Origin of the sequence: Glaciibacter superstes DSM 21135 (assembly GCF_000421145.1) — a bacterium.
Taxonomy (GTDB): Bacteria; Actinomycetota; Actinomycetes; order Actinomycetales; family Microbacteriaceae; genus Cryobacterium; species Cryobacterium superstes.
Genome location: NZ_ATWH01000004.1, coordinates 161,360 through 177,411, shown reverse-complemented (window position 1 = coordinate 177,411; position 16,052 = coordinate 161,360). Strand labels below are relative to the sequence as shown.

Annotated in this window: 11 protein-coding genes; 2 read left to right on the top strand and 9 right to left on the bottom strand. The window is 64.4% G+C overall.

Going from position 1 to position 16,052, the window contains the following annotated elements; all coding sequences use genetic code 11:
• Positions 1-23 precede the first annotated feature (23 nt).
• The 5 genes from K323_RS0106825 to K323_RS0106805 form a co-directional block, all read right to left on the bottom strand.
• Positions 24-1,049 carry a LacI family DNA-binding transcriptional regulator gene (locus K323_RS0106825; protein WP_022884543.1) on the bottom strand — a complete coding sequence of 342 codons (1,026 nt, stop codon included), beginning with the start codon at positions 1,047-1,049 and terminating at the stop codon, positions 24-26.
• Positions 1,050-1,170: 121 nt separating this feature from the next.
• Complete coding sequence (gene yjfF, locus K323_RS0106820; RefSeq protein WP_022884542.1) at positions 1,171-2,187, bottom strand: galactofuranose ABC transporter, permease protein YjfF; 1,017 nt, start codon at positions 2,185-2,187, stop codon at positions 1,171-1,173.
• Entirely contained in the window at positions 2,184-3,215 is a 1,032-nt protein-coding gene (locus K323_RS24685) for an ABC transporter permease (protein ID WP_022884541.1), read from the bottom strand. The genes yjfF and K323_RS24685 overlap by 4 nt, the downstream gene beginning before the upstream one ends.
• Positions 3,212-4,747: a sugar ABC transporter ATP-binding protein gene (locus K323_RS0106810; protein WP_022884540.1), complete on the bottom strand. Its 1,536-nt coding sequence runs from the start codon at positions 4,745-4,747 to the stop codon at positions 3,212-3,214. The genes K323_RS24685 and K323_RS0106810 overlap by 4 nt, the downstream gene beginning before the upstream one ends.
• Positions 4,748-4,846: 99 nt before the next feature.
• Positions 4,847-5,827, bottom strand: a complete 981-nt coding sequence (locus K323_RS0106805; RefSeq protein WP_022884539.1) for an ABC transporter substrate-binding protein — start codon at positions 5,825-5,827, stop codon at positions 4,847-4,849.
• A gap of 262 nt (positions 5,828-6,089) precedes the next feature.
• On the opposite strand from K323_RS0106805, the gene K323_RS0106800 reads away from it, so the two are divergent.
• Both K323_RS0106800 and K323_RS0106795 read left to right on the top strand, forming a co-directional pair.
• A complete protein-coding gene (locus K323_RS0106800; protein WP_022884538.1) occupies positions 6,090-8,348 on the top strand; it encodes a glycoside hydrolase family 127 protein in 2,259 nt (752 codons plus the stop codon).
• 8 nt (positions 8,349-8,356) lie between these two features.
• Positions 8,357-10,678, top strand: a complete 2,322-nt coding sequence (locus tag K323_RS0106795) for an OmpL47-type beta-barrel domain-containing protein (protein ID WP_169515615.1) — start codon at positions 8,357-8,359, stop codon at positions 10,676-10,678.
• Between the two features lie 128 nt (positions 10,679-10,806).
• Here the strand turns inward: K323_RS0106795 and K323_RS0106790 are convergent, their stop codons facing one another.
• The 4 genes from K323_RS0106790 to K323_RS0106775 form a co-directional block, all read right to left on the bottom strand.
• A complete protein-coding gene (locus K323_RS0106790) occupies positions 10,807-12,744 on the bottom strand; it encodes a glycoside hydrolase family 127 protein (protein ID WP_022884536.1) in 1,938 nt (645 codons plus the stop codon).
• A 74-nt stretch (positions 12,745-12,818) separates the two neighbouring features.
• The gene (locus K323_RS0106785) at positions 12,819-13,643 is read right to left on the bottom strand and encodes a carbohydrate ABC transporter permease (protein ID WP_022884535.1); all 825 of its coding nucleotides are present in this window, start codon (positions 13,641-13,643) and stop codon (positions 12,819-12,821) included.
• A gap of 3 nt (positions 13,644-13,646) precedes the next feature.
• Entirely contained in the window at positions 13,647-14,594 is a 948-nt protein-coding gene (locus K323_RS0106780; protein ID WP_033372546.1) for a carbohydrate ABC transporter permease, read from the bottom strand.
• A 93-nt stretch (positions 14,595-14,687) separates the two neighbouring features.
• A complete protein-coding gene (locus K323_RS0106775; protein WP_022884533.1) occupies positions 14,688-16,028 on the bottom strand; it encodes an ABC transporter substrate-binding protein in 1,341 nt (446 codons plus the stop codon).
• Between the last annotated feature and the right edge of the window lie 24 nt (positions 16,029-16,052).

Sequence of the window (16,052 nt, the reverse complement as noted above, 5' to 3'; positions counted from 1 at the left end):
GGGCGCTGTGGAAGTCGGCGCGCTCATGAAGCAGGCGCGGTGGACTCACGCACGACGAGTGCAGGCACCGCAGGTGGAGGGTCGGCCACTTCGTTGTCCGCGAGTACCGCCAGCAGGGTATCGAGGATCTCCCGCCCGAGCGCGTTGAAGTCCTGCCTCATTGTGGTGAGCGGCGGGGAGAAGTGTTCTGCCTCAGGGATGTCATCGAAGCCGATCACACTGACATCGGTCGGAACTGAGAGGGAATGCGCGTCGAGTGCGTGGATCAGGCCCAGTGCCATTTGGTCGTTCCCCGCGAACACGGCAGTGAACGGGTCGGCTGCAAAGTTCGCCGCCAGCTCTGTGCCGTGCCGGAATCCACTCGCAGGCGTCCAGTCACCGAGCAACGGCGCCTTGGCGAGGAGCCCCCGCTCCGCGAGCTCGTCACGCCATCCGCGCACGCGCTCTGTGGCATCCATCGAATCCGCGGGCCCCGCCAGGTGCAGGATGCTGGTGTGCCCGAGTCCGGCGAGGTGGGAGACGGCATGCCTCGCACCCTGGTACTGGTTGATGGCGACGCTGTGGAACCCGCTGCGCCCGCTGGACTCGACGGCCACAAGAGGCACACCGAGTTCGGTGCCGCGTACGGCGTCGAGTGCTCCTCGATGGGCGGCAATCAATACGATCGCCTCGACGTTCTGCCTGAGCAGCAGCTCGACGGCCGACGTCAGCGAGTCCGGGTCGGACTTCAGCATGCTGGCCATGCTCACGGCGTAGCGCGCCTGCCTGGCGGCCTCGTTGAACTGGAGCACCGTGCTCGATGGGCCGTAGTCCGGCCCCCCGGTCGTGATCAGTCCGATGGTGCGGGAGCGACGGGTGACCAGCGCTCGCGCAGCGGGAGAGGGCCGGTAGCGCAGTTGTTTGATCGCCTGCTCGACGCGCTCTCGCGTTGCGGGTCGAACGTTGGGCAGGTCGTTGAGCACGCGGGAAACCGTCTGATGGGACACCCCAGCCAGGCGGGCGACATCGAAGATGTTCGCGGCACGCGCTTTCTCGTCGTCCTTCGTCACCAGATTCGTTGGCTCCCACCGCCCTGCATGGCGCTCCTCTTCGTTGCTTCATTATTTCGTTTCCGGCGCGTGCCGCACGCATCCGTCACCTGCCACCGTGCGCGCGAACTGCGAGCCATGCTCATCTGCGCCTGGCGGTGAGGATCTTCTGCAGAATGATGAAGACGAGCAGAAGCACGCCGATGAAGATCCTGGTCCACCAGGAACTGAGGGTTCCCTCGAAGGTGATGATCGTCTGGATGGTTCCGAGCACCAGCACGCCGAGAACGGAGCCGAGGACAAATCCGTAGCCACCGGTCAACAGGGTTCCGCCGATGACGACGGCCGCGATGGCATCGAGCTCGGTCCCGACGGCGGTGAGGCTGTAACCAGACAGCGTGTAGAAGGTGAACAGCACACCAGCCAACCCTGAGCAGAAGCCGCTGATCACATAGACGAGCACGTTGGTGCGGGCGACCGGGAGGCCCATCAGCATGCCGGATTGCTCGCTCCCGCCAATGGCGTAGACGGTGCGACCGAGCCGGGTGTAGTGCAGCACGACCATGGCCACCAGGACCAGCGCGATGGCGATGACGACGCTCGGTGTGATGCTCATCCGGTCGCCAAGCGGGATCTTGGTCTGCGCAAGGGCCACGAAAAACGGATCGGTGATCGAGATCGAGTCCTTGCTGATCACATAACACAGGCCGCGAGCCAGGAACATCGCCGCGAGGGTGGCGATGAACGACTGGATCTTGAAGACCTGCACCATCAGGCCGACCAGGAGTCCGAGCACCGATGTGACCACCAGGATCAGCGGGATGACGACGCCGGCAGACCATCCGGCCTGCAGCAGGCTGGCCGCGATCATGGTCGACATTGCGACGACCGCACCGACCGAAAGATCGATGCCCCCGGTCAGGATGACGAACGTCATGCCGACGGCGAGAACGATCAGGTAGGCGTTGTCGACGAACAGATTGAGGATGACCGGGCCGGAGACGAATCCCCGATAGCGGCTGCCGCCGACGGCGAAGACCACGATCAGCAGAAGGAAGGTGACCAGCACCGGACCGTACTTCGGGCTGGTGAAAACGTCGCGAATTCCGCCGAGGACACGCCCGGCGCCTGTTGCGGGAGGGAACGGTGCGACGCTCATGCGGCCACTCCTTTTCGGGTTCGGGAAGAAAGCGAGGTGCGCCAGCGCGCGAAGGCGGCGTTGGTGGTCGGCGACTGCAACAGGCAGACCACGGTCACCACGGCCGCCTTGAACACCATCGTGGCGATCGGGGGGATCCCGACGGTATAGACGGTGGTGACGAGCGTTTGGATGACCAGCGCCCCGACCAGAGTCCCGAGGAGCGAGTACCGACCGCCCATCAGCGATGTGCCGCCGATGACGACAGCCAGGATGGCGTCGAGTTCGATGAAGAGGCCGGTGTTGTTGGCATCCGCAGCGGTCTGGTTGGACGTCAGGATCAGGCCGGCCACCGCCGCGCAGAAGGCGCAGAACGTGTAGACGGCGAACAGGAGCCCACGCGAACGCACGCCGGCCTGTCGGCTCGCCTCCGGATTGATTCCGACAGACTCGATCAACAGCCCGAGCGCGGTGCGGCGGGTCAACAGCGCTGCGAGGACGAAGATCGCTACGGCGATGACGGTCGCAACCGGCAATCCGAACAAGAACCCGGAGCCGAGCACCTTGAACGGCGGACTGTTCACGGTGAGGATCTGGCCCTCGGTGATGAGCATGGCCACACCGCGCCCCGCGGTCATCAGGATCAGGGTGGCGATGATCGGCTGGATGCCGAGCACGGCGACCAGGAATCCGTTCCAGACACCGAGAACCAGCGAGATCACCATCGCCACGACGATCGCCACCACGACGGTGCCGACACTCCCGGGGTCTGGCGAGCCGAGGATGATGGAGCAGGCGACCGCACCGGCGATCGCGCAGATGGCGCCGACGGAGAGGTCGATGCCGCGCGTTGCGATCACGAGGGTCATCCCGATCGCGATGATCAGGGTCGGTGCGCCATTGCGCACGATGTCGATCAGGCTGCCGAAGAGGTGCTCGTTTTTCAGCTCGATGCTGAAGAAGCCCGGGAAAGCGATGAGGTTGACGATGAAGAGTGCCAGCAGCATCACGACAGGCCAGAACAGCCGGCTGGCGAATATTCGGTTCATGAGGCGTCCTCCAGGATCGAACCGTCGGCGATGATGGCCAGCAGGCTCTCGACCGAGATGTCGTCGTTCTGGATGTCGGCGACCATGGTGCGGTCACGCATGATGACGATGCGGTGACTCAGCCGCAGTACCTCTTCCAACTCAGCGGAGATGAAGATCACCGACATCCCGTTCTCTGCAAGGTTCACGACCAGTTTCTGGATCTCGGCCTTCGCACCGACATCGATCCCTCGGGTCGGCTCGTCGAGGATGAGCAGGCGGGGCGCAATGGCCAGCCAGCGGGCCAGGAGGACCTTCTGTTGGTTGCCCCCTGAAAGGTTCTTCACCAGTGCGTCTGGGTTCGGCGGACGGATGCCGAGCGCCTGGATGTAGCTTGCGGTGAGTTCATCCTGGCGCCGCTTGGGGATCCGCCGGAACCAGCCGCGGTCGGCCTGGAGGGCGAGGGCGATGTTGTCGCGCACCGTCAGCTCTTCGACGACACCCTCCGCTTTGCGGTTCTCTGACGAATACGCCACTCCCCTGGAGAGCGCGGCCCTCGGGGTGCGGAGCCTGCCCGGTTTTCCGTTGATCGACAATGATCCGGAGTCCGGTCGGTCGATGCCGGAGATGATGCGGGCGAGCTCGGTGCGACCTGATCCGAGGAGGCCGGCCATGCCGACGACCTCGCCCTCGTACACCTTCAGGTCGATGGGTTCGATCGCACCCTTCTTTCCCAGGCCGATTGCCTGGAGGAACGGCGTCTCGCCGTCGTCGCCTGAGGTGGAGTCGTGGGTCTTCTTCTCCAGGTCGTCGAGAAGAGTGAGTTCCTTGCCGATCATCTTCTGCACCAGGTCGATGCGCAGGATCTCGTCGGTGAGGTATTCGCCGACCAGGCTGCCGTTGCGCAGCACCGTCAGCCGATCGGCTATCTCGTAGACCTGGTCGAGGAAGTGGGACACGAACAGGATGGCGACACCCTCGTCTTTCAACGAGCGGATGACGCGGAAGAGCTCGGCGACCTCATCGGCGTCCAGGCTCGACGTCGGTTCGTCGAGGATCAGGACCTTGGCCTGAACGTCGATGGCCCTGGCGATGGCGACGAGTTGCTGGATGGCGAGCGAGTGTGAACCGAGGAGGGAGTTCGGATCGATGTCCAGGTGGAGACGCGTGAGCAGTTCTGCCGCGCGTATGCGTGTGGCCCGCCAGTCGATGAGGCCGAATCTGCGCGGCTCCCTGCCGAGCATGATGTTCTCTCCGACACTGAGGTTGGTGAGGAGGTTGACCTCCTGGTAGACGGTGCTGATGCCGAACTCCTGTGCCTGGGCCGGGCCGGTGAACGCAACACGTGACCCGCTCAGCGTCATGATGCCGCTGTCGACGGAGTACACGCCGGTGAGGGCCTTGATCAGCGTGGACTTGCCGGCCCCGTTCTCGCCCATGAGCGAGTGGACTTCACCGGGGAACATCCGGAAGCTGACCTGGTCGAGGGCTTTCACACCGGGGAAGGAGATGGAGATGTTCGTCATCTCGACAACGGGAACGGGTTCGCTCATGCTGGGCTCTCTTCAGTGAGGATGAGGTGAGCGGGTCCGCCATGCTGACATGACGGACCCGCCTTACTCGGATGCTACCGGTGGCTTAGTACGTGCGGCCTAGTACTTGCGGTCTGGCAGCGCCTCGATCGCCTGCTCCTGGGTGAACGTCGTCTCGTCGGCGACGATGCGCTTCTCCACCTCTTCGCCTGCGACGACCTTCTCGACGATCTCGATCAGCTGCTTGCCGAGCAGGGGGGAGCACTCCACGATGAAGTTGATCTTGCCGTCGGCGAGGGCCTGCATTCCATCCTTGACGGCGTCGACGGTGATGATCTTGATGTCTTTGCCCGGCTTGAGACCGGCAGCTTCAATGGCTTCGATCGCGCCGAGACCCATGTCGTCGTTGTGCGAGTAGATCACGTCGACGTCGGGGTTCGACTTGAGGAGGGCTTCGGTGACCTGCTTGCCGCCCGCGCGGGTGAAGTCACCGGTCTGCGAGGCAACCACTTCGAACTTCGGGTCGGCCGCGATGACATTCGCGAAGCCCTCAGCACGGTCGATGGCCGGCGCGGCACCGGTTGTACCCTCAAGCTGAATGATCTTGACGGGTTCGGTCTGGTCCTTGTACTCCTCGACCAGCCACTCGCCTGCCTTCTCACCCTCCAGGATGAAGTCGGAGCCCAGGAAGCTCACGTACAGCGAATCGTCCTTGGAATCGACGGCACGGTCGGTGAGAACGACCGGGATGTCGGCATCCTTCGCCTCCTGTAGGACTGCATCCCAGCCGGTCTCGACGACAGGCGAGAAGGCGATGACGTCGACGCCCTGGGTGATGTAGGAGCGGATCGCCTTGATCTGGTTTTCCTGCTTCTGCTGCGCGTCGGAGAACTTCAGTTCGATCCCGGCTTCCTTGAAGGAATCCTGGATGTCTTTGGTGTTGGCGGTGCGCCAGCCGCTCTCCGCACCGACCTGCGCGAATCCGACGACGATGTCGCCCGGGTCTTTCGGTCCGTCTGCCGATGCATCTAATCCACCGGCGCATCCCGCGAGCGAAACGAGCATCGCGCTCGCGGCCAGGATCGTGACGAGTTTCTTCATCTGACTAAACCTCCTTGTTCAGCGTCCCGGCGGGGGAACGTTGCTGCGTGTCTCGGTGCCGGGCGGTCGGGTCATTCCGGCCGTGCTGGAATGCTAGCGCGTATTTGTGAGCGCTCACAACCCGTATCTCAATATTGATTATCACAACGTGCACTGTGCTTGACAGTCGGATTGTGAGCGGTCACACTGGCCACCAATGTGAGTGTGCCCGACGCGCGCAGTCGGTGGTCGAATCGGACCGCCTCAAACTCGAAGGAGAGTCATGGCTGAGAACGACAACGGCTACTCACGGCGATCGTTCCTGCGGGTCGGCGGCCTCATGGTCGGCGCGACGGCAGGAGCGGCGGCATTCATGCAGGGAGGCGGCGCGGCGCAGGCCGTGCAGACCATACCGACGGCATCCGCGTTCCGGATCCCCTCAGGACCGAGGCTGAGCGGGGCGTACCTCACCGGTCTCGACGGCAGCGTGATCCCAGACTCCTGGAAGGCGAAGCCGTTCGCGCTGTCGCAGGTGACCCTGGACCAGAGCGTCTTCACACGCGCTCAGCAGCAGATGCTGAACCTGGCACGGGAGTATCCAGCCGATCGCATCCTCGCGGTCTTCCGAACGAACGCGGGAATCGACACCAAAGGTGCCAGGCCGCCGGGTGGCTGGGAGGGTCCGGGGCACGCGGACGAAGAGGCCTGGGGACCGGGCGACTATCCAGGTAAGAACGCACCGAGGGCCAACCTGCTTCGCGGGCACTTCGGCGGCCACTTCCTGTCGATGATGGCACTGGCCTATGCGGGAACGGGCGATCAGGATTTCAAGACGAAGATCGATTACCTCGTCGATGCCCTCGGCGAGTGTCAGGACGCGCTGGCCGCGACGGGCAGGTACAGCCATCCGGGATTTTTGGCCGCGTACGGAGAGTGGCAATTCAGCGCGCTGGAGGACTATGCGCTGTACGGAGAGATCTGGGCCCCGTACTACACGGCGCACAAGATCATGGCTGGCTTGCTCGAGTGTTACCGGCTCGCCGGGTCGACGAAGGCGCTCGAGATCGTGGCGGCGATGGGAAAGTGGATCCACTCCCGCCTCCGCGATTGCACACCCGACCAGCTCGAGCGCATGTGGAGCATCTACATCGCCGGCGAGTACGGGGGCATGAACGAGGTCATGGTCGACCTGTACGCGATCACCAAAGACGACGACTTCCTGGACTGCGCGCGCTTTTTCGACCTGAATTCGCTCGTTGACGCCTGTGCGGCAGGCGAGGACATCCTGGACGGCAAACACGCCAACCAGCACATTCCGCAGTTCTCCGGCTACGCGAAACTCTTCGACTACACGGGTGAAACCCGGTACCGCGACGCGGTCACCAATTTCTGGGGGATGATCGTGCCTGGGCGAATGTACGCCCACGGTGGCACAGGAGAAGGCGAACTCTGGGGGCCGGCCAACACGGTTGCCGGCGACATCGGCGGGCGGAACGCCGAGTGTTGCGCCGCGTACAACATGCTCAAGGTGTCCAGGCTGCTGTTCTTCCAAGAGCCTGACGCCAAATACATGGACTACTACGAGCGTACGGTGCTGAACCACATTCTGGGCTCCAGGCGCAACGTGGACTCCGATACCAGCCCCGAAGTGCTGTACATGTATCCGGTGCATCCGGGGGCCATGCGCGAGTACAACAACGTCGGAACCTGCTGTGGTGGAACCGGCCTCGAGAATCACCTCAAGTACCAGGACTCGGTGTACTTCCAATCGGCAGACCAGACCGAGCTCTACGTCAATCTCTATGTGGCATCAACTCTGGATTGGTCGGAGAACGGCTTCCGGGTCGTGCAGCGCACGGCATTCCCGCAGGAGGGGTCCAGTGAAATCACGATCGAAGGCGACGGAGCGCTGAAGGTCAGGCTGAGGGTGCCGTCCTGGTCGGAGAATGGCTTCAGGGTCTCCGTCAACGGGAGCCCGCTCGACACGCAGTCGACACCAGGTTCGTACCTGCTGATCGACCGAGTCTGGTCGGCGGGAGACGTGATCTCGATCGACATGCCGCTCAGCGTGCATGCTGAGCCGGCTGTCGACGATCCGACCATCCAGAGCCTGCGGCACGGGCCGGTCACACTGCTCGCCGTGAACGACTCTGCCAAGTACCAGAAGTTCTCGTTGTACTCCGGGATGACGCTGGACAAAGGCCTGGAGAACGTGATCGTGCCCGCTGGCCAGAACCGATTCTGGATGGGATCGCAGGAGTTCGAGCCCGCATACTCCGGCGCCCACACGAAGTACCACATGTACTTCGAGCGTTCGGAACCGGTCATCGCGTTCGGGGGCGTCAGTTCAGCGGTGGTGAACCCGGCCCGTGGGGACAAGACGACATTTCTCGACGTGCTCTGGGCCAGTGGCCCTTTCGCGAACCGTGGAGAGTTCCTGACCGCTGTTCAGGATACCTCGCAGCAATTCGTGAACGAGGGACTTCTGGGCCGTCGTGATCGACAAAAAGTGCTGATCGCAGCAGGCAAGGCACGACTGTGATGGGGATCATGAAGAGACGGACCTGGGCACACAGTTGGGTGGCGATCGCCCTCGCTGCACTGATGACAACGGCCGGGATGGGCCTCGCGCAACCGGCCGCAGCGGCAGACGAGGTTCCTTCGTCGAACGTCGCGCCACGTGCCGAGCCGACGGCCAGCTACACAGCCGGATGGAACAGCGTTGGTGCCGTCATCGACGGCAAGCCGCCGGTCAACTCCGGCGGGGGGCACGGCGACGTCTGGGGCAGCTACGGGGAGAACCCGCCTTCGCAATGGCTGGAGCTGACCTGGGACTACCCGGCGACGGTGAACAGCTCGAAGATCTGGTTCTGGCACGACGCGCCCGCAGGCACCGGCGGCAACGTCGCCACTCCAGAATCGTGGACTCTCGAATACTGGAACGATGCCACCGCAAAATACGAGCCGGTGCCGAATCCGAGTGGATTTCCTGCCGTCGACGACGGTGTCAGTGAGACGACATTCGACTCCGTTACGACCGTCAAGCTACGGGCGACATTCAGCGCGTCGCCCGGTCTGGCAGACCCGGTGACCTACGCGGGCGTCGCCGCCACCGAATGGGAGGTGTGGGGAACCGGTGGCACCGCACCCGAGGTGCCCGCCGACCCGAACGGGCCCATCGAGATACGCGACGTGCACATTCCGACGACGATCGGCGTGGTGCCGGAGCTGCCGAATGAGATTACGGTCGTCTACGAGAACGGACGAGTCGATGACGCCGCCGCGGTGTGGACGAGTATCGACGCCGCGCAGGTCGCCGAGTCGGGCACTTTCGACGTCAGCGGCGAAGCGGCGGGCGTTGAGGCTCCCGTCTCAGCGCATGTCTGGGTGCGGGCAGGTGAGCCGGGCCCCATCGTCTGGATCGACTTCGTCTCCGTGATCACCCTGGCCGGGGTCGCTCCAATCCTGCCGGATACGGTCGTTGCGGAGTACGAAGACGGGTCGAAAGACAGCAGGATCGCCGTCGATTGGGACGACGTCTCCCCTGATGACTATGCAGAGGGTGAGACGCTCTTTTCGGTCAACGGGGTGGTCGAGGGAACAGACAGCCTCGCCGAGGCGACGGTGTTCGTCGATCTCGCCGACGACGGGGACGACACGATCTCGCCGACGATCTCGATGAGCGCCGATCCGGGACCGTCGGTCAGCGGATGGCACACCGAGGCGACGCTGGTCACCGTTGAAGCGCGGGACAACCGGGATCCGGCTCCGAGCCTTGAGGTGCGTGTCGACGACGGCGCGTGGCTCGCTTACGCCGGCCCGATTGCGATCGAAGCCGACGGCATTCACACCGTTGACGCCAGGGCGACCGACAGCTCTGGCAACATCGCCGAGTCGACGATGACGGCGCAGCTCGATGCCACCCGAGCGGTCACCACGGCGACCCTGGCTAATTTCGGTACCAGTGTCGAGGTCACCCTCGAGGCCATTGACGACCTCTCCGGGGTCGACCGCATCCAATGGGAGGGTCCAGGCACCTTCTGGGGGACATACCAGGCACCGTTCACGCGTGCGCTCACCGACGAACCACAGGTCATCGAGTTTGCGGCGACGGATGCCGCGGGCAACCAGGAGGCGCGGCAGAGCATTGAACTGCCGGCGCTCGCCGATGCCGACGTCACCGCTCCGGAGCTCACTCTGGTCGCGGGAGAGGAAGCCACTGATGCCGGCTGGTACACCGCAGACGTCACCGTGGTTGCTGAGGCGGTCGACGACACCGATCCGGCGCCGACCGTCGAGCTCTCCATCGACGACGGAGACTGGGCGCCGTACATGGCACCAGCAACCTTCACAGACGACGGCGAGCACATGGTGAAGGCGAAGGCGACGGATGCCGCAGGCAACGTCTCGGCGGAGCAATCGCTTGCCCTGAAGGTGGACGCAACGGCCCCGGTGCCCGCGGCTCTGGTCGATGAGGTCTCGCGTATTGTGACGCTGTCCGCGGACGACGCGACGTCGGGCATCGATCGCGTTGAATACCGGTTGAACGGTGCTCCGGACTGGTCGGCGTACGGCGATCCCATCCAGATCGGTGCGGAGGCGGGAACGATCGAGTATCGAGCGGTCGATGTCGCCGGAAACACGAGTGAGAGTCTCACCGTGTCCTTCGACGCCGCGGACGCAGCCCAACCTGGAGAGACGCCTGGCGGGACGACGCCACCCGGAGGAACTATTCCGCCGGGCGGCACCGCACCTGAAGGCATCGCATCGACGGGAACGGATGCCGGGCTTCCCCTGGCACTGGCAGCGCTGCTCCTGCTCGCCGGCCTCACCCTGGGCGGTACACGGCGGAGGCTGCGCCGGAACGCCTGACAGTCCCGCCTTCTCCCGACCTGTCATTGGGCCGGGAGAAGGCGGTCATGCCGCGATCGGCTGAAGGTGCAGGAGTTGTGCCGGCAAGTTTCTCGTTAACGGGCGATCTGCCGCCGGGTCGGAGTGGCCTATGCGGTGCGGAGCCAGACGCGCATGGTGCTTGGGCCCCTGTTCGCCCAGGAGTAGTAAGGGATCAGTGCGACGTCGGTCAGTGCGTCGTCGGTCAGCGCGTCGTCAGCCGTTGCGACCTCGGATACCTCGGTCCCGTACGGCCAGACCTGTCGATCTGGCGAGTCGATTCGCGCGACTATGACGGTACGACCGTCAACGATGCGCGGTGCCACACTCTCGTCGACGACGACCTGGTCGACGTGAGTTGCGCCAGGAAGGTCGATCGATTCCAGGCACAGAACGAGGGGCCCGCGTTCGAGCGCAACGCTGCCACTGATGGCGTCGATTCGCGCATCTGCCCGGGTGAACCGCGGGGTCAGCGGCAGGCGCAGAATGAGTGTTTCACCCTGTGAGAACACCCTGGTCACCGATACGGACCCTGGCGCGATCTGCGCGACCTGGCCCGCCTGCTCGAGGGAGGCATCCGTCGCCCACGCAGGAACGCGCAGGCTGAGCGTCCACTCGTCGGTGGGAGCCTCGGTGATCGTGATCCGGATCTCCTCCTCCACCGGATAGCGGGTGCTGACATCGAGCCCCACCGGCCGGCCATCGGGCAGCGCGGCGCGGATGGAGCATTGGGCATACTGGTGCAGTTGCAGCCCCGACGTGTCGACCGTCGCCAGGTAGCATCCGAGCGACGCCAGGGTGCGCGAGACGTTCGTCGGGCAGCACGAGACGTCGAACCAGGGCGCGCGGAGACTCGATGAGGCGCGCGGCACCTGAACATCGGACGCGACGGCGACGCCCTCTGCGCGCTGGTGCAGCGTGTTGGAATAGAAGAAGGAGCGCCCGTCTGGCGCCGGCGAAGTCGCGACGACGTTGAACAGGGTGCGCTCGATCAGGTCGGCATAACGGGACTTTCCAGTCGCGAGCAGGAGTCGCCAGCTGAGCATGACGGATGCGACGCCAGCGCAGGTCTCGCAGTATGCACGGTCGCTCGGCAGCACGAAGTCCTCGCCGAAGGCTTCGTCCTGGTGGTGCGAGCCCATCCCGCCCGTGAGATAGGTGCGTGCTGCGATCGTGTTCGACCACTGCGTCTCGAGGGTCGCAAGCAACTCGGTGTCGCCGGTTTCCACCGCGAGATCCACCGCGGCGGCCGCCAGGTAGAGGGCGCGCACTGCGTGCCCACGGAAGACGGTCGCCTCCCTGACCGGCATGTCGTCCTGATAGTAGGAGCGCCCCCATTCGATGTCCGCAAGCAGGCCATGCCCGCGGCGTTCGACGAAGAGCTGTGCCTGGTGCAGGTACTTCTCGTCCTGGGTGAGGCGGTAGAACTCCATAAGTCCGAGTTCGATCTCCGGATGCCCGCACACGGTCTGGATGCCGTCGTCGCCGAACGTGTCGCAGACGTGGTCAGCCACACGTTTTGCCACATCGAAGAGCGCGTCGGGGCCGCTGGTCCGGTATCGGGCGACCGCGGCCTGCATCAGGTGCCCGTAATTGTAGAGTTCGTGCCCCCACTCGATGTCCGTATAGCGGGGGGCCTGGCCTGCTCGTCCGAAGTTCGTGTTCAGGTAGCCATCGGCCTCCTGCGCCGCAGCCACCCGAGCGGTGATACTGCGGATCGAGGCGTCGATGGCGGCGTCGCCGGTCGCGCCGTATTCCCAGCTCATCGCCTCGAGCAGCTTGTAGATCTCCGAATCAGCGAACTCGCGTCCCCGACGGCTTTCGGGGAGGGTGCCGGCCACGGCTGCGTCAAAGTTGCCGAGCCAGCCTGCCCGCTCCATCCAGTGCTCGCAGTGCCAGAGCGTGGCTTCGGCGTTGACCCGGTTGCGCCGGCCCCAGTAGCCGTCGGAGTCGAGCACGCTCTCACGCAGCCCGAGAGGGCTCAGGCGTGTATGCGAAGGCGAAACCGGCTGCACGGCGCGGAGTGCGGATGGGGTGGTCAGTGTCATCGGTGGGTCCAGAGGTGTCGGTACGGATGGGGACGGGGATGAAACGGATGGCGGCGGCTGACGGTCTGGCATGGTCACCCCTTCAACGCACCCGACATGAACCCGCGGATGTAGAAGCGCTGCAGGGCGAGGAACAACACGATGCACGGGATGGCCAGCACGACGACGCCGGCCTCCGTCACTCCGTAGTCCACGGCGCCCATCGCCTGTTGCCGGAGGTTAGCGACGGCAAGGGGCAGCGGCGACTTCGCGGAGTCGTTGATCAGGATGAGTGGGGCGATGAAGTCATTCCACGCCGCAAAGAAGGCGAACAGTCCGACCGTGATCAGACCGGGCTGAACAGCGGGCAGCAGGATGCGCATGAGGGCGCTGAACGAGTTGCAGCCGTCGACCATGGCAGATTCCTCGAGCTCGGCCGGTACCGCTTCGAAGGAAATGCGCATCATGAAGAGGGAGAACGGAAGTTGGTACATGGTCAGCACCAGGCTGAGACCGACGAGGGAGTCGACCAGGCCGATATTGCCCAGTAGCACGTACAGCGGCACCAGGAGGCTCGCGTACGGGACCATCAGGATGGCCAGCACCAGGAGGAAGAGCGCGTTCTTGCCTGGGAAGGTGAATCGGGCGAAGGCATATCCGCCGAGGAGCGAGATGACCAGGGTCATCGCGACGGTCAGTCCTGAGACGATGAGGCTGTTCAGGATGAACTGGCCGAGGCCGGCGTCGTACTCCAGCAGCTTGAGGTAGTTGCCGAAGCCGAACCCGTCGGTCTGGGAGGTTCCCCCCTGTGCGGAAACCGAGGCGAAGGCGCTCCAGACCAGTGGGAACAGGAAGATGATGGCGAGCCCTCCGGTGAGGACGTAGTACGGCGTGCGGGTCAGGTTCTTGACGAAGCGCATGGGTTATTCCTTCTCACGGAGAGCGCGCACCTGCACGACGTTGATGATGACGAGGGCGACCAGCACGACGACGGAGAGGGCGGCGGCGGCACCGAGGTCGAACTTCTGGAATGCCTCGCGGTAGATGAGCTGCACGATCGTGATGGTGCTGTTGTCTGGACCACCCTTGGTGAGGATGTAGAACTGGTCGAACGCGAGCAGTGAGCCGGTGATGCAGAGGATCAGCGTCATCGCGATGGATGGCCGCAGGAGCGGAAGGGTGATCCTTCGGAATGTCTGCCAGCGTCCGGCACCGTCGATGCGGGCGGCCTCGTAGATGTCGGCGGGGATTCCCTGCAGGCCGACCATGAGGATCAGCATGTAGAAGCCGGTGAACCGCCAGACGACCAGGAAGACCGTCGACCACAGCGCGGCGGTCGGCGTGCCGAGGAACGACATCGGCTCATCGATAATCCCGAGCCATTCGAGGACCGGGCTGATCGGGCCGATGTTCGGGCTGTACAGCCCCCAGAACAGCAGTGAGGCGGATGCCAGTCCGAGCGCACTCGGGACGAGGATCGCGGTGCGCAGGAAACTGTTCCATCTGCTCGCCTCCTGCACGATGAGCGCGATGCCCAGGGCGAGGGTGAGCATGATGACGGTCACGATCGCGGTATAGGTGAGGGTGAACCCGACACTCGGCCACAGCAGCGGATTGTCGGCAAGGCCGGTGAAGTTCCCCGGCGCGTTCAGCCCCTTGTCTCCGCCCAGGAGACTCCAGTCGCTGAGAGACATCTGTCCGACCGTGAACAGGGGGACGACAAAGAGGAGGAGCACGAAGATCGCCGTCGGAGCGGCATAGAGCCAGCCCAGCCTGGCGCGCCTGCGCATCCACGGTGTGGACTTTCTGCGCTCCGGTGGACGCGCGGCAGTTGTCAGTTTCTGCGCATCCGCTACTGCGTGCGTTGTCATCGTGTTCCTGTCTGTGGCGGATCGTGGCGTCGGTCGTGGCTCATGGCTCCGGGCACGAACCCCGTGAGGACTCGTGCCCGGAGCCATGACGCCCTACTCTGCGAGAACCGCGGTGATCGCGTCGTTGTTTTTGTCGATATCAGCGCCGGAGCCGAAGACGGCTTCACGGGTAAGCACCAGCCACGGACCGTTCGGGTCGTTGAACGCCTCGCCGAATTTCAACGACTTCGGAGTGACGCCCTTCGCCGCGACCTCGTTGATCGTGACGACGCGCGGATCCTTCTCCGAGTACTTGTTCTTCGCGAGGTCGGTGCGAGCCACCACGTCACCGTTCTTGGCGAGAACCTCAAGCTGGGCCTCGTCGCCGAGACTCCACTCCAGGAACTCCCATGCGGCATCCGGGTTCTCGCTGGACGCTGCGATACCGATCGAGTCGCCACCAACGAAGGTGGATTCGCCACCATCTGGCCCCGGGATCGGGACGACACCGGTGTTCTCCGGCATTGAGCCGAGCATGGTCGACGGCATCGGCATCACGCCGACGGTGCCGTCGGGGAACGGGCCGGTCCAGGTGGCGCCGGTCTCATCCTTGGTGCCGGCGCCGACGATGCCGTCTGCAACCAGCCCACGGTAGAAGGCGTAGACTTCCTTGGCGGAATCGCTGGCGAGCAGGGACTCCGTGCCGTCTTCGTTCATCACGCCGTCGCCGGTGGCCCAGACCGACGGGAACCAGGTGAAGACCTGGCAGCCGCCGCAGTTGCCGCCGAAAAACGTGCCACTCACGCCGTCGAGACCGAGCGCGTCGATGGCGCGGGCATGCTCGCCGAACTCGGCGAGGGTGGTCGGACCCTGCTCCGGGTCGAGTCCTGCCTGGGTATAGAGGTCCTTGTTGTAGAACAGGACCGACAGGTCCATGGTGTGCGGCACGACGTACTTGCTGCCTTCGAATGTGCCGACCTCGATGTGTGACTGGGCGAGGTCATCGGCGAACGGGAGTGCATCGATGCGGTCGGTCAGGTCGAGGTAGAGGCCCTGTGAGGTGTAGTTGGGTGCGAACACGACGTCGGACGCAAAGAGATCTGGGAGGCTCTTCGAGCCGGCCGCGGCACCGACCTTGGCCTGATAGTCGTCCGTGGGGATGACGGTGAGCTTGACCTGGTTGTCGTGGCCTGCGTTGTAGGCCTCGACGAACGCCTCGCTCTGGATCTGCGTTGCGGCGCGGGTCCACATGGTGAGCTCGACGCCTCCTTCGGTCGATTCCCCTCCAGCGTCCCCTGACGCGCAGGCGCTGAGCGCCAGCGCCGCGACGCCGGCTACGGCGAGGCTGGTGATGAGTCGCCGGCTGCCATGGCTGCGGGTGCCTCTTGTGATTGCGAACATGTCTTGAATGTCCTCCTGCTCCTCTTTGAGCTTCTCCGGGACGCTGGGTGCCATGGAGAAGGGGGCGCCTTGGGGCAA